Raw genomic sequence first — 20977 nt, 5'->3', positions numbered from 1 at the left:
CCTGTCTGGATGGGATGAGCATGAGGGGCGATGCGCGCTCGGCGCGATGCGCCTGGCGCGGCGCAAGCGGCCTGCAGCCGCTCGCGGTCAGTGAGCCGACTCCTCCCTGTCGTTGGACAGGCGGGTCACCTCGAACAGCTTGAACAGCAGGCTGAACACGATGGCGGCGACCGTGGCGAGGCCCATGCCCGACAGCGTGAAGTCGCCGATGACGATCTTCGCGCCGCTCAGGCCGGCGACGAGCACGATCGTCGTCAGGTAAAGGTTGGTCGGGCGGCTGTAGTCGATCTTGGACTCGACGAGCATGCGCAGTCCCGAGGCGGCGATGACGCCGAACAGCAGCAGCGATACGCCGCCCATGACCGGCTCCGGAATGTAGGCGATGAGCGCCGAGAACTTGCCGAGGAAGCTGAGCAGGATCGCGAAGACGGCGGCCCCGCCGATGACGTACGTCGAGTAGACGCGGGTAATCGCCAGCACGCCGATGTTCTCGCCGTACGTCGTGTTCGGCGTCGCGCCGACGAAGCCGGACAGGATCGTGCTGATGCCGTTGCCGAGCATCGAGCGGTGCAGGCCGGGATCCTTGGACAGATCCTTGCCGACGATGTTGCCGGTGACGACCAGATGGCCGACATGCTCGGCGATGACGACGAATGCCGCCGGCACGATGACGATCATCGCGCTCAGGTGGAACTCCGGCGTCGTGAACACCGGCAGCTTCAGCCAAGCCGCGTCTACGACGGCCTCGCCTGCCGGTCCCGTCATTCCCATCGCCCAGGCGAGCATGTAGCCGCCGACGATGCCGACCAGGATCGGGATGATTTTCAGGAATCCGCGGAACAGCACCGAGCCGAGCACGGTCAGCAGCAGCGTGGCGATCGACAGCAGGATGGCATCGGTATTCGGCGTCCATTCGCTGCCTGGCTCCCGATTGATCCAGCCGGCCATGCCGGCGGCGACCGGAATCAGCTCGAGGCCGATGACGGCGATGATCGCGCCCATCGCGGCGGGCGGGAAGATGACGTGGATCCAGCCGGTGCCGGCGAGCTGCACGATGATCGCGACAATCGTGAAGACGACGCCGGCGGCGATGAAGCCGCCGAGCGCGGCCGCGTAGCCGCCCCCCGATGCCTGGGTGCCGATGACGGTCAGAGCCGGCACGATGAACGCGAAGCTCGAGCCGAGATACGCGGGAATCTTGCCTTTGGTGATGAAGATGTACAGCAGCGTGCCGATGCCGTTCATGAGCAGGCAGATGGCCGGATCGACGCCGAGGATGTTCGGCACGAGCACGGTCGAGCCGAACATCGCGAACAGATGCTGCAGGCTCAGCAGCAGGCCGAGCCCGGTTGCCGGCCGCTCCAGCACCCCGATTTCTTTTTTCATTTGACTAAGACGCCCCTTCGACTAGCGGATGGTCGGAACGATGCGGATCGGCTAGGCTTGCCTCCGGCCGCATGCACAAACGGTTTCATTCTACAGGGATCGACGCGGTTTGACAATGATTATTCCCTGCTCGCTCTTGTTTCCTGCAAACGATTCTTGACGGAGGACGGCGCAACCCTTATTGTAGAGGGGAGCAGCAACCTGACCACGAACTGAATACGTAACTTTCTTATCAAGAGTAGGCGGAGGGACCAGCCCGATGAAGCCCGGCAACCGGCGTTGACACGCACGGTGCTAATTCTTGCGGACATGAAGCGCATGTCTGAGAGATGAGAGAGGTGCATGTGTTTCCATACACGACCCCTCTCTGTCAGGATAGGGGTCTTTTTTTGCGCCCTTATCCGTGACGGTATTCGGTACGGCCGATTCGCTAGCCGAGAAGGAGTGACCATCATGCCAATCAAAGTGCCCGATTTTCTGCCGGCCAAGGAAGTGCTGGCGGAGGAAAATATTTTCGTCATGGACGAGAGCATCGCCTACCAGCAGGACATCCGCCCGCTGCGGATCGCGATCCTGAACCTGATGCCGACCAAGGAGACGACCGAGACGCAGCTGCTGCGCCTGATCGGCAACACGCCGCTGCAGGTGGAGGTCGTGCTGCTGCATCCGCAGTCCCACACGTCCAAAAATACGAGCTCCCAGCATCTGCAGTCGTTCTACAAGACGTTCTCCGAGGTGGCCCATCTGTACTTCGACGGGCTCATCATCACCGGCGCCCCGGTCGAGCATCTGCCGTTCGAGCAGGTCACCTACTGGGAGGAGCTCAAGGACATCATGGACTGGAGCCGCAGCCACGTCACCTCGACGTTCCATATCTGCTGGGCGGCGCAGGCGGGACTGTACCACCACTACGGAGTGGAAAAATACGACCTCGACCAGAAGATCTTCGGCGTCTACCCGCACACGATCAGCAAGCGCAACGTCAGCCTGCTGCGCGGCTTCGACGAGCTGTTCTTCGTGCCGCAGTCGCGGCATACGGACGTGCGCCGCGAGGACATCGAGCGCATCGGCGATCTCGAGATCCTGTCCGAGTCGCCGGATGCCGGCGTCTACCTCGTCGCCTCGCGGGACGGACGGCAGATCTTCGTCACCGGCCATTCCGAATATGATCCGGAGACGCTCAAGTACGAGTACGACCGCGACATCGCCAAAGGCATGGCCATCGCGCTGCCGGCCAACTACTACCCGGGCGACGATCCGTCCCGGCAGCCGTTGTCGACCTGGAGAGCCCATGCCAACCTGCTCTACAGCAACTGGCTCAACTATTACGTGTACCAGCAGACGCCGTTCGAGCTTGGCGCGCATATCTGATTCGCAAAGGAGACCTTGAAGCCCATGAAGATTGAAAGCCGCCTTGCCCAGATCGGATCCATCCAAGAGCCCGTCACCGGTGCCGTCAGCTTCCCGGTATACCAGGCGACGGCGTTCCGCCATCCCCGCCTCGGCGAAAGCACGGGCTTCGACTACGCCCGCACGAAAAGCCCGACCCGCGCCGTCCTCGAGGAAGCGGCGGCGGAGCTCGAATCGGGCGACGCCGCCTTCGCCTGCAGCTCCGGCATGGCCGCGCTGCAGACGATTTTCGCGCTGTTCAGCCAAGGCGACCATCTGATCGTCTCGCTCGATCTGTACGGGGGCACGTACCGGCTGCTCGAGCGCATCATGTCCCGTTTCGGCGTCACGACCTCCTACGTCGACACGAACGACATCGAGGCGATGGACAAGCTGCTGCAGCCGAATACAAAGGCGGTCCTCATCGAGACGCCGACGAATCCGCTCATGATGATTACGGACGTCGAGGCCGTCTGTACATGGGCCAAGGCCAAGGGCATCCTGACGATCGTGGACAACACGCTGCTGACGCCGTTTTTCCAGCGCCCGCTCGAGCTCGGCGCCGACATCGTCATCCATAGCGCGACCAAATATCTCGGCGGCCACAACGACGTGCTCGCCGGCCTCATCGTCACCAAGGGCAAGGAGCTGTCCGCCGAGATGGCGGTGCTGCACAACTCGATCGGCGCCGTCCTCGGTCCGCAGGACAGCTGGCTGCTCATGCGCGGGATGAAGACGCTCGCGCTGCGCATGGAGCGCCATCAGTACAATGCGACCCGCCTGGCCGAGTACCTCCAGGGGCATGACGCGATCGCGGAGGTGTTCTACCCGGCGCTCCCCGAGCATCCGGGCCATGACGTGCAGAACCGCCAGTCGTCCGGCAACACGGGCATTTTCTCCTTCAAAGTGAAGGACGCGCGCTACGTCGAGCCGATTCTGCGGCATATCCGGCTGATCGCCTTCGCCGAAAGCCTCGGCGGCGTCGAGTCGCTCATGACGTATCCGGCCGTGCAGACGCATGCCGACATTCCCGAGGAGATCCGCCGCGCCGTCGGCGTCGACGACCGGCTGCTGCGCTTCTCCGTCGGCATCGAGCATGCCGACGACCTGATCGCCGATCTCGGCCAGGCGCTGGAGGCGGCGCGCCGGGAGATCGCCGGCGAGGTGACGGCATGAGCGGCCGCGTACCGGGGCAGGACGACGCGCGCGGACCTCACAAGGCGCCCTCCGAGCGCCGCTTCGCCACGAAGCTGCTGCATTTCGGCGGAGAGATCGACGCGGTCACCGGCGCCTCCAGCGTGCCGATCAACCAGGCGTCGACGTTCCACCATCATGACATCTACGCCCCGCCGGCGTTCGACTACAGCCGCTCCGGCAACCCGACGCGCGCGGCGGTCGAGAGCGCGATCGCGCTGCTCGAGGGCGGCACGCGCGGCTTCGCCTTCGCCTCCGGCATGGCGGCGATCTCGAGCGCGCTGCTGCTGCTGTCGGCGGGCGACCACATCATCGTCACCGAGGACGTCTACGGCGGCACGTACCGGCTGCTGACGACGATCCTGACGCGCATGAACATCGAGACGACGTTCGTCGACATGACCGACCTGGGTGCGGTCCGGGCGGCGCTGAAGCCGAACACGGCCGCCGTCTTCATGGAGACGCCGTCCAATCCGACGCTCAAGATCACCGATGTCGCCGCCGTCGCCGCCTGGGCCAAGCAGCATGGCCTGCTGACGATGGTCGACAACACGTTCATGACGCCCTATCATCAGCGTCCGCTCGAGCTCGGCGTCGACATCGTGCTGCATAGCGCGACCAAGTTCCTCGGCGGCCACAGCGACGTGCTGGCGGGGCTGGCGGTGACGAAGGACGAGGCTCTCGGCAAAAGGCTGTACGCGCTGCAGAACGGCCTCGGCTCCGTGCTCGCCCCGCAGGAAGGCTGGCTGCTCATGCGCGGCATGAAGACGCTGCAGGCGCGCATGGACCAGAGCGAGCGCAGCGCGAGACGGCTCGCCGAGTGGCTCGCCGCGCGCCGCGACATCGTCCGCGTCTACTATCCGGGCTTGCCGGAGCATCCCGGCCGCGACGTGCATGAGCGCCAGTCGCTCGGCTACGGGGCCGTCGTCTCGTTCGACGTCGGCAGCGGCGAGCGGGCCAAGCGCGTGCTGAGCCGCGTCCAGCTGCCGCTCGTCGCGGTCAGCCTTGGCGCCGTCGAGAGCATCCTCTCCTACCCGGCGATGATGTCGCATGCCGCGATGCCGCCGGAGGTCCGCGCCGAGCGCGGCATCGGCGACGGACTGCTGCGCTATTCCGTCGGGCTGGAGCATATCGACGACCTGCTGGAGGATCTGGAGCAGGCGCTTGACGAGAACTGACGGTTTTCAGATGTGACTTTTTTCCTAGCAGTCCCGTCGGCTCGTCCGGCCGGGCTGCTTTTTGCATCGTGGACACAAGCCGAGCTCGGATGCAACACCGCGCGCGGCTTGAATGGAGCGGCTGCGGCGGGCGGAAGCTCCGCTTGCTCCTCCGTGCTCGCTCTACGTCACGGGATTGCAACGTGACGAGGGATGCCGTTCATGTTACGATAGGCTGTGAAAATAGGAACGTAGTGAATCATGACAGCGGCGGCGCCGCCGGGCGATCGGGCCCGGTCGCCGCCTCGCGATAGAAGGAGGCCGCAAGGATGCAACAAGTGGACCGCGTGCTGGACAAGGCGCTGCAGGGCGAGCGGATCAGCCTCGAGGACTGCATCGTCCTTCTGGAGTCGGACGAGATTGAAAAAATGGGACGGGCCGCGGACGAGATCATGAGGCGGCGCCATCCCGAGCCGATCGTCACCTTCAACATCGGCCGGAACATCAACTACACCAACGTATGCGACGTGTACTGCCGCTTCTGCGCGTTCTACCGTCCGCCGGGCTCCAAGGAAGGCTATGTGCTGCCGGACGAGACGATCCTGCAGAAGATCCAGGAGACGGTGGATGTCGGCGGCGACGAGATCCTGATGCAGGGCGGGGTCAACCCGGACCTGCCGTTCGAGTATTACCTCAATATCCTGCGCAAGATCAAGGACCGGTTCCCGGGCATCACGATGCACAGCTTCTCCCCGGCGGAGATCCAAAAGATGAAGGTGCTCTCCGGCCTGTCGCTCGACGAGACGCTGCGCGAGCTGCATGAGGCGGGTCTCGACTCGCTGCCGGGCGGCGGCGGCGAGATCCTCGACGACCGGACGCGCCGCAAGATCAGCCGGCTCAAGGGCTCCTGGACGGACTGGATGGACACGATGAAGGCCGCCTGGCGCAACGGCATGAACACGACCGCCACGATGGTGTACGGCTTCGGCGAGTCGATGGAGGAGCGGGCGCTGCATATGCTGCGCGTGCGCGAGGCGCAGGACGAGTGCAAGGAGCTCGGCTATCCTTCGCCCGGCTTCCTGGCGTTCATCACCTGGCCGTTCCAGCCGGACAACACGAACCTCAAGCGCGAGAAGTCCAAGCCGGAGGAATACCTCAAGATGGTCGCGATCAACCGGATCATGCTGGACAACATCCCGAACATGCAGGCGAGCTGGGTGACGATGGGGCCGGAGATCGGCAAGCAGTCGCTGTCTTACGGCGTCAACGACTTCGGCAGCACGATGCTGGAGGAGAATGTCGTCTCCGCCGCCGGCACGACGCATAAGGTCAACATCGAGCTGATCCTGCAGTATATCCGCGAGGCCGGCAAGATTCCCGCGCAGCGCAACACGCGGTATGACATTCTTCGCGTCTTCCACGAGGGCGAGCATGCCGAGCGCGATTTTGTGATGCAGAACTGAAGCTGGACGTAGTGGAGGAGCCTTTTCCCGATTCCGGGAAAGGGCTTTTTTGTCGTTGGACAAGAAGCCCGCTGCGCGAACCGAGCCACTCCCGGTGGACAAGCAGTCCGCTGCGCGATCCGAGCCACTCCCGGTGGACAAGCAGTCCGCTGCGCGAGCCGGGCCACTCCGTTGGACAAGAAGTCCGCTGCGCGACCCGAGCCACTCCCGGTGGACAAGAAGGCCGCTGCGCGACCCGAGCCACTCCCGGTGGACAAGAAGTCGGCTGCGAGAGCCGGGCCTTTCTCGGCAGGCAGCCGACAGCATACTAAGGACAAGAAGCCCGCTGCGCGATCCGAGCCACTCCGGTGGACAAGAAGCCCGCTGCGCGATCCGAGCCACTCCGGTGGACAAGAAGTCCGCTGCGCGAACCGAGCCTTTCTCCGATTCCACTGGAAGCCGGATGCCCGGATTGCCTGACCTCCCATGCGGAGGCCATCCGTCTTCCAAGAGGACCGCTGCCGCTTCTCCGAAAGGCATCGGCTCGCTTCGCTTGCCTTGTCCCAGCCCGCTGCTCCCCCTTTTTATTTGGGGGAGGGGTCGTCTCCCGCTTACCTGGGAGACGGCGGCGCTTATCGCAGCCGGCACGATTCGGCTGCCGCAGATCAGCCAGCAAGCCGCATGCGGCTTGCCGCCTCTCCCCCCTCGACTCGGGCGTATAAACCAAATCGCTGGCGCGAACCAAGGCGCTTGCGTGCCCCCCTCGTAGAGCCGGCACGCCAACTATCCTTTTGGAGATGCGCGGAAAAACCGAGTAACTCGGTCAAGTAGAGGGGCAAACGGAGGGAGTTACGCGGAAAAACCGAGTAACTCGGGCAAGCAGGGGCCAAACGGTCGGAGTTGCGCGGAAAAACCGAGTAACTCGGGCAAGCAGGGACCAAACGGTCGGAGATGCGCGGAAAAACCGAGTAACTCGTGCATTGGGAGGGCCAAACAGTCGGAGTTACGCGGAAGAACCGAGTAACTCGGGCAAGCGGAGGCCGACCCGGTGAGAGTTGCATGGAAAAACCGAATAACTCGGGCAAGTAGAGGGGCAGCAGAGGCGTTTCGAGAAAACACGGAACGAGTCCAAAGAAGCTGCAATGCAATTGGAACAAGGCAATGCAAACCGAATACCAAGCGCGAAGCATGAGTTTGAACTAGGCAGAGCTTGCGAGCAGCTGTAACCCGATTAATTCAGGTTGGAGGCCGAAAGACGAGCTTGCGAGCAGCTGTAACCCGATTAATTCGGGTTGGAGGCTGAAAGACGAGCTTGCGAGCAGCTGTAACCCGATTAATTCGGGTTGGAGGCTGAAAGACGAGCTTGCGAGCAGCTGTAACCCGATTAATTCGGGTTGGAGCCTAAGAGACGGGCTTGTGAGCCGCTGTAACCCGATTAATTCGGGTTGGAGCACGAAAGACGGCATTAGCACTTAACCGATCGGATCGTGATGGGGCTAGCGGTAATGAGCGAGGGCACCGAGCCTATCGTTGAAACCAAAGAGCGAAGCGGACGGGGGCTCGTGGAGAAGCGGCAGCGGTTCCCTTGGAGGCCGGATTCCTTCCGTTTCGGAAGAATAGAATCAAAGGAATCTGGGCTCCAGGGAGATCGGAACGAGTTCCCGCTCCGCGAAGCGGATGCAGGTTTCACTTGCTCCGCGAAGCGGGTCCAGGTTTCACTTGCTCCGCAAAGCGGGTCCAGGTTTCAGCCGCTCCGCATCGCCGATGCCGGTTCAACACGTCAGCCACCCGCTCCGCATCGCGGATGCCGGCTTCACCCGCCCCGCGAAGCGGACAAAAAAACAGCCCCTTCCCGCAGGAAAGGGCTGTCATAATACTCACTGCCACGCGAAGCGGGACTTCGACCCGGGGTCGGGCTCCGCTGCGGCGGTGACGATGCGATTTTTGCCCGTGGACTTGGCGGCGTAAAGCGCCTGATCCGTGCGCACGAAAAATCGCTCCTTGCCCTCGCCGAGGTAATCGGCGAAGCCGATGCTCACCGTGATCTTGCGCGAGCCGAGCTCCTCGTACGAGGCCGCCTCGATGTTATGGCGGATCGTCTCGAGGAGCTGCAGCGACTTGTCGGCGCTTTTGTCCGTGAAGATGAGCGCCAGCTCCTCGCCGCCGTAACGGGCGACGAAGTCGTTCATGCCGGCCTGGGAGCGGACGAGATCGGCGACCTGCTTGAGCACGGAGTCGCCGGCGCGATGGCCGAACTGGTCGTTGACGGACTTGAAGTTGTCGATATCGATGAGGGCAAGCTGCAGCGGCATCGAGGTCGTATCGTGATGCTCGATCAGCTTGTCCAGGTATTCGTGGAACGTAATATGGTTGTACAGCTCGGTCAGCGCATCGGTCTTGGCCAGCTTGTCCATCAGGATGTTCTTGACGAGCAGCTCCTGGTTGGACTTGGCGGCGTGGATGTAGTAGCTGCGCATCTCCTTGCCTCGGGAGATGACGCCCCAGGCGATGAGGCAGAACGCTCCCAGCATCGCGGTCAGCGACAGGATGCCGACGACGGAGATGTCCAGGCTCCGGTTGAAGAAGTACAGGCTGTACAGCGTCGTCAGCGACATGACGACGGCGGCGATGAGCTTGCGCGAAGAGAAGTAGAAGATCGAGACGAGCACGGGCAGGAACAGCGCCGGAATGATGTAGCCGATCTCGATATTGATGTCGACGATGATGAAGGTCAGCAGCGAGGAAGCCGCCAGCAGCGCATAGTCGCGCAGCCGCTCCTCGAGAAAGCGCAGGCAGAGCTCCGTCAGCACGAGCACGCTCAGATGGAGTGACGTCGGCAGCAGCATGTAGCGCCGCAGAAAAACATCCGGAGCAAGCGGAGTGATGAAGATCAGAAACAGGCCTTCCAATATGACCATCAAGACGAGCAGGCACCAGAAGCCGTTCATCAGCATCCGGTTCCAACGCGCCCGGGTGAAGTCGAGCAATTGATCATCCAAGGTTAGGTTCACTCCAGCTAGAAAGCTAATGATGCACGCACGTTAACCAATATACCATGAATATGGATTCAATCCAATCCTCCTCTAAATAGATATTTCATGATTAACCACCATTTTCCTACATCTATAGGGCTTGGAGCCGACGCCTTCCGAGCCGCATATCCGACCGCGCTCAGCCATATACTAGCGGAAGGAAGGGAGGCGGATGGCGATGGAACTGCTTGTCGTGGAGCTCATCGATAAAGGAGAGGACGGCGGAGCCGCGCTGCTGGACCGTCTGAACGCGCTCGCCGCCTCGGTCGCGAGCCAAAACGGAGCCGCCTCGGAGGAGCCTCTCTGGAGCTGGCGGCTGTCGGAGGAGGGCTGCCGGCTGAGCTGCATGGCGAATCTGCCCCGCTTCCGGCTCGGCGAGCATGGAGCGCTGCTGTACGACGGCGCGGCCAGCGTCCTGTCCGACTATATCGTCGATCGGCATGAGGGCGATCTGATCCGCCACATCATCCGCAAGAACTACCGCTATTCGCGGGAGGAGGAGCTTGCGGTCGAGCGCTGCTGCGGCCTCGTGCTGTCCGGCGAGCAGTGGAGCCCCGGAGAGGACGGTCCTTCGCCGACAGCCGGACGCAGCCAGCGGAGCGGCCGGATCGCCGCCGAGCTGAGGGCCTACATCGAGGAGAACTCGAGCCTGCATCTGCAGGGCTACGTGACGTTCCGCCTGCACGGCTATTGGCAGGAGCTGCGGGAGGCGGCGGAGTACGCGGTCGAAGAATACGTGATGGATAAGCAGTATCAAGAATTCATCTCGCTGCTCAAGTATTATGTAGCCTCGCAGCCGAGCCGCCGCGGCCTCGTGCATGTGCTGCATGAGCCCGAGCGCGGCATCCGGCTGCTCGACGAGCGCTGCGAGCCGCTCGACATGCGGTCGGAGGAAAAGGCGCTGTCCGAGCTCGTGGACGCGGAGCTGAACATGGAGGACATGGTGCTCAGCAGCCTGATCGCCGCCTCGCCGGCTTCGATCCGGATCCATACGTCTGATCCGGAGCATCAGGTCGTGCGCACGATCCGGTCGATCTTCGACAGCCGGATCGGCATCTGCGAGGGCTGTCCCGACTGCGCCGGACAGCGCAGGGAAGGATTGGGCGGCGGGGAGCCTTGACGGGCTCGCCTGATCGTCGCTATAATGGCATCACAAAGCCGTGACGAAGACACGCGGCATCCGACAGCCCTTTTTCAGAGACGGGAGCCTTGGCTGCAAGCCCCCGATGCGAGCGCGGATGGCGTACCCCTTCGAAGCTGCAGGATGGAACCCGGTCCCCCGGCAGTATATCCTGACGACTCGTCCCCGTTACCGGACATCAGGAGAACGCTCCTTTTTCGGCCGGCGCGGCCGAGGGACGTTGAATGAGGGTGGAACCACGGGTCTGAACCGACAGCACTCGTCCCTTTGCGGGACGCAGTGCTTTTTTGCGTCCTGACACACTTCTATTTCACGGAGGCGAATGGACATGGCAGTAGAAATCAAGCTCCCCGACGGAGCGGCGCGCTCGTACGAGGCGGGAGCGACCATCGAGGACGTAGCCGGCTCGATCAGCTCCGGCCTGCGCAAAAACGCGGTCGCCGGCAAGCTGGACGGCAAAGTCGTCGACCTGAACACGCCCGTGACCGAAGGCGCGGTCGTCGAGATCGTCACGCTCGACTCGGCCGACGGCCTCGAGGTGTACCGGCACAGCACGGCCCATCTGATGGCGCAGGCGATCAAGCGCATCTACGGCGACAAGACGGTGAAGCTCGGCATCGGGCCGGTCATCGAGGACGGCTTCTATTATGACATCGACATGGAACAGTCGCTCACGCCGGAGGATCTGGAGAAGATCGAGAAGGAAATGGAGCGCATCATCAAGGAGGACGTGCCGATCCGCCGCCGCGAGGTAAGCCGCGAGGAAGCGGTCCGCCTCTTCGCCGAGTTGGAGGACCCGCTCAAGCTGGAGCTGATCCGCGACCTGCCGGAGTCGGCCGTCATCTCGATCTACGACCAGGGCGAGTTCTTCGACCTGTGCCGCGGACCGCATCTGCCGAGCACGGGCCGCATCAAGGCGTTCAAGCTGCTCAGCGTGGCGGGCGCCTACTGGCGCGGCGACTCCAAGAACAAGATGCTGCAGCGCATCTACGGCACGGCATTCCCGAAAAAGGCTCAGCTCGACGAGCATCTGCATCTGCTCGAGGAAGCGAAAAAGCGCGACCACCGCAAGCTCGGCCGCGAGCTGAAAATGTTCACCTTCTCCAAGGAAGTCGGCCAGGGCCTGTCGATCTGGCTGCCGAACGGCGCGCGCGTGCGCCGCACGCTCGAGCGCTACATCGTCGACCTGGAGGAGCGTCTCGGCTACCAGCATGTGTACACGCCGGTGCTCGCCAACGTCGAGCTGTACAAGACGAGCGGACACTGGGAGCACTACAGCGAGGACATGTTCCCGAAAATGGTCATGGACAACGAGGAGCTCGTCCTGCGCCCGATGAACTGCCCGCACCATATGATGGTGTTCAAGAGCGACATGCGCAGCTACCGCGATCTGCCGATCCGAGTCGCCGAGCTCGGCACGATGCACCGCTACGAGATGTCCGGAGCGCTTACCGGCCTCCATCGCGTGCGGGCGATGACGCTCAACGACGCGCATATCTTCTGCCGTCCCGATCAGATCAAGGAGGAGTTCGCGCGCGTCGTGAACCTGATCCAGCAGGTGTACGAGGACTTCGGCATCAAGGAGTACCGCTTCCGCTTGTCGTACCGCGATCCGAAGGATACGGAGAAATACTTCCAGAACGACGAGATGTGGGAGATGAGCCAGCGCATGCTGCGCGAGGTCGCCCTGGAACTCGGACTGCCGTTCTTCGAGGCGGAGGGCGAGGCGGCGTTCTACGGGCCTAAGCTCGACGTGCAGATCAAGACGGCGCTCGGCAAGGAAGAGACGCTCTCCACCGCCCAGCTCGACTTCCTGCTGCCGGAGCGGTTCGAACTGGAGTACGTCGGCGAGGACGGCAAGAAGCATCGTCCGGTCGTCATCCACCGCGGCATCATCAGCACGATGGAGCGCATGACGGCGTTCCTGCTCGAGAACTTCGCCGGCGCGCTGCCGCTCTGGCTGAGCCCGCAGCAGGCGCGCGTCATCCCGGTGTCCCAGGCGTACGAGAGCTATGCCCGCAGCGTCGAGGAGCAGCTGCTCGCCGCCGGCGTGCGCGCCGAGAGCGACCTGCGCAACGAGAAGCTCGGCTACAAGATCCGCGAGGCGCAGCTGGAGAAAATTCCGTACATGCTCATCGTCGGCGAGAACGAAGCCGGAGCCGGCACCGTCTCCGTGCGCAAGCGCGGCGAGGGCGACCTCGGCGCCCGTCCGGTCGCCGAGCTGGCGGCTCAGCTGGCGGAGGAGATCCGCAGCAAAGCCGTGCAATAGGATCACGTCTACAGGTATCATCGACACCTTATGGATCGTGATCAACGACCCCAAATCAGCGCTCTCCAGCAAGTGGAGGGCGCTTTTTTTGGCCCAAATCTGAATAAGCCCCGGCGGCGGCGGGTAACCTCCGTCTAAAGGGGAGATTGCCACCATGCCGAAAGGCTATCGAAAGCAACCATCTGCGAATCCGCGGTTCGCCTGGACGTTCGTCCATCCGCTGCTGCTCGTGCTCGTCGCCGCGCTTTGCCTGGCCGCCGGACGAATCGTCGTCGTAGCGGACGAAGCGAAGCAAGCCGCTGAGCCGGCAGCCGCTGCCGGGGCGAAGCGCGAGGAGCCGCGCGAGACGAGCCGAATCCGGCTCGCGGCAGCTCCAGCCAAGCCGCTGCGCGAGACCGCCGGACTCGTCGCTCTGAACGCGCGAGCCGCCGTCCGTGACGGCGCGCAGGGCCAGCCCGGCATCGCCCGGCTGCAGCGCGTCATCCGGGCGCGCGAATCCGCGGCGGCGAGGCCGGCGATTCCGCAGCGGCGCCATGCGGCGGACAAGCTTGCCTCCGCCGCTCTGGCGAGCCGCGCGGTTCCGGCCGCCCTCAAGTCGATCTCGGTGCTCGCGACCGGCTATACGGCCGGCATCGAGTCGACAGGCAAAAAGCCGGGGCATCCGCTCTACGGCATCACCCGCTCCGGCGTCAAGGTCCGGCGCGGCGAGGTGTCGACGATCGCCGCCGACACGAAGGTGATGCCGATCGGCACGATCGTTTATGTGCCCGGCTACGGGTACGGCGTCGTCGCCGATACCGGCTCCAAGATCAAGGGACGCCGCATCGACCTTTATTTCGATACGACGAAGCAGGTATACAAGGAATGGGGCAAGAAGCAGGTCACCGTGCAGGTGCTGAAATACGGCAGCGGGAAGCTCGACCAGTCGACGCTGAACCGGTTGAACCAAGCGATGAAGGCCGGCAAGGGACTGCTGCTCGACGAACAAAAAAGCTGAAGCCTCCCTCGGGAGGCTTCAGCTTTTTTGCGCTTCATATCGGAATGCTAGACGTCCAGCCCGCTGGCTGACTTGTATTTCTTGATCATGAGCTGGGTCTGCACATTGACGACGCCTGGGAGCACATAGAGCTTGTCGTAGAGAAACATCTCCAGCTCCTCCTCGTCCCGCAGCAGGGCGTGGACATGGAGCGTGCTGGAGCCGGTCATCTGGTAAATGCTGATGACCTGCACCTCCTCGGACAGCTGGAGGCCGACGGCGTCGACGTGGCGTGGCTCGACCTGCACTTCGAAAAAGGCCGAAACCGTCCGTCCGAGCTTGGCGACATTGACGCGGACGGTGAAATGCTCCAGCACGCCGCTCTCAAGCAAGGACTCGACGCGCTTTTGGATGGCGACGCGCGACAGGCTCAGTGTCTCCCCGATCTTGGCGTAAGGCATCCGTCCGTTCTCTAGAAGCAGCTGTACGATCCGTTGATCGATCTCGTCCAGGTGGGGGAGCTTCATGGCCGTTGAACTCCTTTCTAGAATCCACTTTAATGTTAATAAACATAACATATGGATAGGAAAATGAATAGAGGTTTTTGATTGCGAACAGCAACGCCGCCTCGTCCATTTAACGCTTTATGCAAGTAAAATGAGGAGGCTGGAGAGTGCGGCGGGAAAAAATGGATTCACTGGAGCGCTTGCGCCGCATGAGCTATGTGAGATGAATGTGAGGAAAGCGGCTTCGGGCGGCTTTCCCTTCCAGCTGCCGAAAGCAGGAGCCGCAACCTGTCCTCGGTCTGCAGACCGAGGCGGGCATCGACCGCCAGCCTCTGGAGGGATGCATTTCCATGCGCTATACTTCAACTATCACGAACGGTACTACATCCAAGGAGCGTGTCATAGATGAACCATGCCAAACTGAACCAGGTGCTGACGGGCCTCGCCATCGTCGGAATCGGGGCGCTGTTCCTGTTCCACACGGCCGGACTGTTCGGCTTCGAGCCGCTCGGCATCGGCGAGTTCATTTCCCGCTACTGGCCGATCGCGCCGCTTTATGTCGGCGTGTCGATGCTGCTCGGCGGAGGATGGCTGCCGGGAATCGCGGTGACGCTATTCGCGCTCGTCATGCTCAGCCGCAATACGGGCATCTACGATCTAGAATTCAGCGACGCGATGCGCTACCTGATTCCGGTGGGCATCATCGCTTATGGCCTCCAGCTGCTGCTGGGCCGCTCGGGCAAAAGCCATCGCAAGGAGCTCAAGGAGGATGAATGGACCTCCTACAATTCCTATCCGGACGACGTGCCGGAGCCGCCTCCGCTGCATCCCGATCCGCTCGGCAAGGATCTGGATCGGGAAGGCCGGCCGGAGGCCGGCTCCGCTCCTCCGCCGCCTTATGGCGACGAGGCCGGACGGCGCGGAGACGCCGGCGCGGGCCAAGGCGGCGGTGGCGGCGGTGGCGGCGGTGGCGGCGGAATATTCGGAGGCGGCGGTGGCGGAGGATCTCAGGGGAAGGACGACTGGCGGGAGGAGCTGCGCCGCGCCAAGCAGGAGCTGAAGCATGATTTCAAGGAGATCAAGGAAGATATCCGGGAAGCGGCCAAGCACGGCCGCCACTCCCATCGGTCCCATCGCCGCGAGCGCCAGGAGGGGGCCGGCGGGCGCACCGAATGGTGGAACACCGACGAGAACGTCCAGACCCGTTCCAACTTCATCGGGGACATCCATCTCGGCCATGACTATTGGGATCTGGTCCCGCTCAACATCTCGCATTTCATCGGCGACACGGTGATCGACTTGACGCGCGCGAACATCGCGCCCGGAGAGACGCGGATTACGGTCAGCTCGTTCATCGGCGACGTCAAGGTATTTCTGCCGACGGACTGCGACATCGGCATCCAGGTCGTCTCCAGCGCGTTCATCGGCGACTCCAAGGTGCTGGGACGCAAGGAAGGCGGCATGTTCCGCCACATGGACACGCAATCGTCCGGCTACCGCGACAACGAGCGCCGGATCAAGCTGGTATGCAGCACATTCATCGGCGATGTGCGAGTGACGAAGGTCGGGTGAGAAATCGGTCATGATGGTCAAGCTGCTGAGAAGCGGGAAGATGGAGCTCGTGATGTTTTTCATCGTCAGCTCCGTGCTTCCGTGGAGCATCCTTTATGCAATCAAGCATGCGGTCATGCCGGAAGCCTCTACGGCGCAGCTGTGGGCGATCGGCACGATCGTGTTCACGCTGACAAGCGTAGGCTTCGGGTACGGCGTGGGCCGCAGGCAGCAGTCGCGCATCGACGCTCTGCACCTGGCGCTCAAGCAGGCGGCGCAGGGCAATCTCGCCGTTCGCCTGCCGGAGCGCGAAGGCTACTCGCTGGGCGCCGCCTACGCGGAGTTCAACGAGCTGGCGAGCAAGCTGGAGCGGCGGCTGCAGGTGATGCAGCGGCAGAACGAGATGCATGTGCTGCAGCAGGCGGCTTCTAATGAAGAAGCGGTGCTCGAGGAGCGCAAGCGGCTGGCGCGCGACCTGCATGACACGGTGAGCCAGCAGCTGTTCGCCATCCATATGTCGGCCTCCTCGCTGCCCAAGCTGCTCGCGGCGAGTCCGGAGCGCGCGGGCGAGGTGATGGAGCAGCTCATCACGATGAGCTCCCATGCGCAGAAGCAGATGCGCGGCCTGATCGCCCAGCTGCGCCCGCTGGAGCTGGAGGGGCGCTCGCTCGAGGATGCGCTGGAGCGATGGTTCCCGGACTATTGCCGGCAGAACGGCCTGCAGGGCGAGCTGGACTGGCGCGTGCAGGGCAGCATATCCGAGGCCAAGGAGCATCAGCTGTTCCTGATCGTGCAGGAGGCGATGGCCAACGTCGTCAAGCATGCGCAGGCGACGAGCGTCACGCTCAGCCTGTCGGACAACAGGACGGGGCTGACGATGCTGCTGCAGGACGACGGCCATGGGTTCCGCGCGGATCAGGTCCGGCCGGGATCGTACGGGCTGTCGACGATGCAGGAGCGGGCGCTGCAGCTCGGCGGAGACGCCGCCATCGTCAGCAAGCCGGGAGGAGGCACCCGCATTCGGGTGTCGCTCCCTAATTATGGAGCAGAGGAGCGGGCGGAAGGATGACGGAGACGCAAACATGCCGGATCATGATCGTAGACGACCACGATATGGTGAGGATGGGACTGAAGACGTATTTGATGCTGGAGCCGAAGTTCGAGGTCGTAGCGGAGGCGGGCAGCGGCGAGGAAGCGCTGCGGCTGCTGGAGAAAGGCTTGCCGGACGGTCCGCCGGACCTCGTGCTGATGGATCTGATGATGCCCGGCATGGACGGCGTCGAGACGACGCGCCGCGTCATCGAGGCGTTCCCGGAAATGCGCATCGTGCTGCTGACGAGCTTCCTCGAGGACGAGAAGGTCGTCGCCGCGGTGGAAGCCGGGGCGGTCAGCTACGTGCTCAAGACGGTCAGCTCCGAGGAGCTCGTCTATGCGCTGAACGGAGCGCTGCGCGGCATGCCGGTCATGACCTCCGACGTATCCCAGGCGCTTACGCGCGGCTTGCGCCAGCGCTCCGCGCAGGGCGTCGACGAAGGGCTGACCGAGCGCGAGAAGGAAGTGCTGCTGCTCATCGCCGAAGGACGGGCCAACAAAGAAATCGCCGAGGAGCTTCATATCAGCATCAAAACGGTTAAGACCCATGTAAGCAACCTGCTTATGAAATGCGAGATGGAGGACCGGACCCAGCTGGCCGTCTATGCGCACCGCAAGGGCTGGGCCAAAAGCTGACCGGCCGGGCGCGGCACGAGCGCCTGCGCGCCTCTGGCGCCGATCCGCTCCGATGAACATCGGGCGCTGCTTGCATGGCGCCTCTTCTCTCGCACATAAGCCGGCTCCCGTCAGGGAATGCTGATCCTACTTGAGCCGACAAGGAGAGGTGTCCATGATCGCGATTCAATCCCCGCTGGAGGGGACCGAGCATGATTTCGTTCAGATCAAGCGCGTGCTGGAAAAGCAGGGCTTCGTGCTGGGAGGCAACTGGGACTACGGCAGCGGCTCCTTCGATCTGAACCTCGACGAGCAGAACAAGGTGTGGCTGCGCCTCGGCTTCGACGTGCTGCGCGGCAACATCGACGACCAGACGGAGGACAACGACGCCTCCATCAAGCTGACGACGCCGTATGTGCTTCGCCATCTGTACCGGGAAGGCAACGATCCCGAGGCGAAGGCGCGCACGGTCGGCGCGCTGTTCGACCAGTTTCAGGCGCCGGTCGATCCGGACGCCGAGGTGGACGGCAAGTGGGTCGATCAGGCCGGCGAGCAGCTCCGCCGCGCGGAAGATCAGCTGCTGACGGCGCGCTGACGTGGATATCCGGCTCGCGGGCAGCGAGGAGAGCGGGAATTTCAAAAGCCCATGTCCCGAAATTGGGGAGCATGGGCTTTTTTATGTTGTCTTAAACGCTTTTTCAGTTTCTTTTAAGGAAGGTTGTGCATGATAGGAACATACCAGTCAGGCGCCGCTAGGCGCATCTCATAGAGGACTAAGAGGAGGAACATGGACATGGACGATCGCAAGCGCTATGACGAGTTTTGGAACGGCAAGGACTCCGAGCCGGGGCAGGAGCGGGAAGAGCGGCAGGAGCGCGAGGAGCGCTCGGATCGAGCTCAAGGCTCTTCCTCCTACTATTATTCGTACGGGCCGTTCAAGCAGGGCCAGCCGGACGGCGCGCAGCGAGAAAGCTCCCGTCTGCCGGAGGAGCGGGCTCAGGCCGATAGCGAAGAAGCCGCTCCCCGCAACGTCGTCGTCACGCCGCCGCGCCAGCTCCGGCCGTTCGTGCCCGCCTCCTCGGCCGGCAAGGGCGAATGGCAGGGCGGCGGCGGCGGAGGCGGCAAGAAGCGCGGCAGCGGGCTGCGCACGGCGGCCGTCTCGTTCCTGGCCGGCGTCATCGCCGTCGGCGGCCTGATGTGGAAAGCCGACACGGACAATTGGTTCACCGGCGATTCCGCTCCGACGGTCGCCCTCTCCGGCCAGAACTCCACGAACGTGCCGGCGAGCGGCAAAGCTTCCACGGCCGCCGATACGACCCGCCCGATGAACATCGCCCAGATTTCCGAGCAGGCGTCGCCGGCAGTCGTGCTCATCACGACGTTCGCGAGCGGGCGCAGCAGCAGCTCCGGCAGCAGCCTGTACGACGATCCGTTCTTCCGTCAGTTCTTCGGCGACCAGTTCGGAGGCGGCCAAGGCGGCCAGGGCAACGGCGGTCAAGGCGGAAGCGGCGGCGAGCTCCAGGAAACGGGCCTCGGCTCCGGCTTCTTCTTCGAAAAGGACGGCTACATCCTCACCAACCAGCACGTCATCGACGGCGCTCAGGAGATCAAGGTCAAGGTGCAGGGCGAAAGCAAGGAGCTGACCGCCAAGCTGCTCGGCTCGGCCAAGGATCTCGACCTGGCCGTGCTGAAGGTCGAGCCGGTGGACGGCAAGGAATTCCCGACGCTGCCGCTCGGCGACTCTGAATCCGCGGCGATCGGCGACTGGCTCGTCGCCATCGGCAACCCGAACGGCTTTGACCATACGGTGACGGTCGGCGTGCTCAGCGCCCGCGAGCGCACGATCCAGGTCGCGGCGGACAGCACGGGCAGCACGGCGCGCACGTATCAGCATCTGCTGCAGACGGACGCCTCCATCAACCCCGGCAACTCCGGCGGACCGCTGCTCAACACGAGCGGCGAGGTCATCGGCATCAATACGGCCATCAGCGCGGACTCGCAGGGCATCGGCTTTGCGATCCCGACGTCGACGATCAAGGAAGTGCTCGAGCAGCTGAAAAGCAGCCAGAACGTCACGATGCCGACGCCGTTCATCGGCGCGACGCTCGCGGACATCAGCGAGCAGATGCAGCAGAACCTCGGCCTGCCGAGCACGGACGGCTCGATCGTGCGCGAGACGCTGTTCAACTCGCCTGCGTACAAGGCCGGACTGCAGCAGTATGACGTCATCACCGGCCTGGACGGCAAAGCCTATGCCAAGAAGGAAGAGCTGATCGCGGAAATTCAGAAGAAAAAAGTCGGCGACAAGGTCGTCCTGGACGTCATCCGCAAGGGCGACAAGATGCAGGTGACCGTGGAGATCGGCGACAAGAGCAAGTTCGACGTGCAGTAATTCCCGGGAGCCGGCGATTTATGGCGGCAGGCCGGAGCCGCTCCAGACGCGCAGGCGCTTTGAACAGGCGCCTGCGCTTTTGCATGCGGCAGGAATACGGTACGATAGAGGCAGCATGGACGGAAGGGGAGCGGAACATGAGACCGCATATCGTCATCGTCGACGACGACGAGAAAATCATATCGATGCTGCGCCGCAGCCTGGCTTTCGAGGGCTATGAGGTGACGACGGCGAGCAACGGACTGGAAGGGCTCAAGGTGCTGCTCGGCATCGAGCCGCAGCTGCTCATCCTCGACGTGATGATGCCGCAGGTGGACGGCTGGGAGGTATGCCGCCGCGTGCGCGAGGGAGGCAGCTCCGTGCCGATCCTCATGCTCACGGCCAAGGACGACATCGGCGACCGGGTCAAAGGGCTCGATCTCGGCGCGGACGACTACCTCGTCAAGCCGTTCGCGCTGGAGGAGCTGCTGGCGCGGGTGCGCGCCCTGCTGCGGCGCAAGCCGGACAAGCTCGAGGAGCCGTCGAACCGGCTCGTCTTCGAGGACCTCGTGCTCGATCTCGATTCGCGCGAGGCGATCCGCGGCGGGCGGCGCATCGAGCTGACGGCCAAGGAGTTCGACCTGCTGCAGTATTTCATGAGCAACCCGAAGCGGGTGCTGACGCGCGACTCCATCATGGACAAGATCTGGGGCTACGACTACAGCGGCGAATCCAACGTGCTCGAGGTGTACATCGCCATGCTGCGCCAGAAGACCGAGGACGCGGGCAAGGAAGCCCGCCTCATCCAGACGGTGCGCGGCACCGGCTACGTGCTGCGCGGGGGAGGGGGCTGAAG

The 20977-nt window shown here is 63.3% G+C and carries 16 protein-coding genes and 1 riboswitch; of the genes, 13 read left to right on the top strand and 3 right to left on the bottom strand.

Annotated elements, in window-relative coordinates; genetic code table 11:
* Window positions 1-87: 87 nt before the first annotated feature.
* Window positions 88-1386: a uracil permease gene (uraA, locus tag B8V81_RS06990; RefSeq protein WP_101808033.1), complete on the bottom strand. Its 1299-nt coding sequence runs from the start codon at window positions 1384-1386 to the stop codon at window positions 88-90.
* Window positions 1387-1612: 226 nt separating this feature from the next.
* Window positions 1613-1722, top strand: a riboswitch (SAM riboswitch).
* Window positions 1723-1839: 117 nt separating this feature from the next.
* Between uraA and metA the strand changes: the two genes are divergently transcribed.
* From metA to mqnC, 4 genes are all read left to right on the top strand, one after another.
* Entirely contained in the window at window positions 1840-2757 is a 918-nt protein-coding gene (metA, locus tag B8V81_RS06985; protein WP_028599252.1) for a homoserine O-acetyltransferase MetA, read from the top strand.
* A gap of 24 nt (window positions 2758-2781) precedes the next feature.
* Entirely contained in the window at window positions 2782-3951 is a 1170-nt protein-coding gene (locus B8V81_RS06980) for an aminotransferase class I/II-fold pyridoxal phosphate-dependent enzyme (RefSeq protein ID WP_028599251.1), read from the top strand.
* Entirely contained in the window at window positions 3948-5147 is a 1200-nt protein-coding gene (locus B8V81_RS06975) for a trans-sulfuration enzyme family protein (protein WP_043111415.1), read from the top strand. Before B8V81_RS06980 ends, B8V81_RS06975 begins: the two co-directional genes overlap by 4 nt.
* A 308-nt stretch (window positions 5148-5455) precedes the next feature.
* A complete protein-coding gene (mqnC, locus tag B8V81_RS06970) occupies window positions 5456-6589 on the top strand; it encodes a cyclic dehypoxanthinyl futalosine synthase (protein WP_028599250.1) in 1134 nt (377 codons plus the stop codon).
* 1856 nt (window positions 6590-8445) lie between these two features.
* Here the strand turns inward: mqnC and B8V81_RS06965 are convergent.
* Window positions 8446-9567: a GGDEF domain-containing protein gene (locus tag B8V81_RS06965; protein ID WP_043111414.1), complete on the bottom strand. Its 1122-nt coding sequence runs from the start codon at window positions 9565-9567 to the stop codon at window positions 8446-8448.
* Window positions 9568-9772: 205 nt separating this feature from the next.
* Between B8V81_RS06965 and ytxC the strand changes: the two genes are divergently transcribed.
* From ytxC to B8V81_RS06950, 3 genes are all read left to right on the top strand, one after another.
* A complete protein-coding gene (gene ytxC, locus B8V81_RS06960; RefSeq protein ID WP_052333319.1) occupies window positions 9773-10720 on the top strand; it encodes a putative sporulation protein YtxC in 948 nt (315 codons plus the stop codon).
* A gap of 349 nt (window positions 10721-11069) precedes the next feature.
* On the top strand, window positions 11070-13010 hold the full coding sequence (gene thrS / locus B8V81_RS06955; protein ID WP_101808032.1) for a threonine--tRNA ligase: 1941 nt from the start codon (window positions 11070-11072) through the stop codon (window positions 13008-13010).
* A 154-nt stretch (window positions 13011-13164) separates the two neighbouring features.
* Window positions 13165-14007 carry a 3D domain-containing protein gene (locus B8V81_RS06950; protein ID WP_101808031.1) on the top strand — a complete coding sequence of 281 codons (843 nt, stop codon included), beginning with the start codon at window positions 13165-13167 and terminating at the stop codon, window positions 14005-14007.
* Between the two features lie 47 nt (window positions 14008-14054).
* Here the strand turns inward: B8V81_RS06950 and B8V81_RS06945 are convergent, their stop codons facing one another.
* Window positions 14055-14513 (bottom strand): Lrp/AsnC family transcriptional regulator, encoded by a 459-nt coding sequence (locus B8V81_RS06945; RefSeq protein ID WP_028599248.1) that lies wholly within the window; start codon window positions 14511-14513, stop codon window positions 14055-14057.
* A 384-nt stretch (window positions 14514-14897) separates the two neighbouring features.
* Here B8V81_RS06945 and liaF point away from each other — a divergent pair, with 384 nt between their 5' ends.
* The 6 genes from liaF (at window position 14898) to B8V81_RS06910 (ending at window position 20975) form a co-directional block, all read left to right on the top strand.
* Window positions 14898-16064, top strand: coding sequence for a cell wall-active antibiotics response protein LiaF (liaF, locus tag B8V81_RS25140; protein WP_244912725.1), 1167 nt, complete (start codon window positions 14898-14900; stop codon window positions 16062-16064).
* Between the two features lie 10 nt (window positions 16065-16074).
* Window positions 16075-17112, top strand: a complete 1038-nt coding sequence (locus B8V81_RS06930) for a sensor histidine kinase (protein ID WP_101808030.1) — start codon at window positions 16075-16077, stop codon at window positions 17110-17112.
* Complete coding sequence (locus B8V81_RS06925; RefSeq protein WP_101808029.1) at window positions 17109-17771, top strand: response regulator; 663 nt, start codon at window positions 17109-17111, stop codon at window positions 17769-17771. The genes B8V81_RS06930 and B8V81_RS06925 overlap by 4 nt, the downstream gene beginning before the upstream one ends.
* A gap of 154 nt (window positions 17772-17925) precedes the next feature.
* Window positions 17926-18345, top strand: a complete 420-nt coding sequence (locus B8V81_RS06920; protein ID WP_028599244.1) for a YugN family protein — start codon at window positions 17926-17928, stop codon at window positions 18343-18345.
* Window positions 18346-18543: 198 nt separating this feature from the next.
* Window positions 18544-20142, top strand: coding sequence for a S1C family serine protease (locus B8V81_RS06915; RefSeq protein ID WP_101808028.1), 1599 nt, complete (start codon window positions 18544-18546; stop codon window positions 20140-20142).
* A 137-nt stretch (window positions 20143-20279) separates the two neighbouring features.
* Window positions 20280-20975 carry a response regulator transcription factor gene (locus B8V81_RS06910; RefSeq protein WP_028599242.1) on the top strand — a complete coding sequence of 232 codons (696 nt, stop codon included), beginning with the start codon at window positions 20280-20282 and terminating at the stop codon, window positions 20973-20975.
* Window positions 20976-20977: the final 2 nt, after the last annotated feature.

Origin of the sequence: Paenibacillus pasadenensis (assembly GCF_002864175.1) — a bacterium.
In the GTDB taxonomy this organism is placed as follows: domain Bacteria; phylum Bacillota; class Bacilli; order Paenibacillales; family Paenibacillaceae; genus Paenibacillus_O; species Paenibacillus_O pasadenensis.
This window is presented reverse-complemented; position numbering and strand designations above follow the sequence as displayed.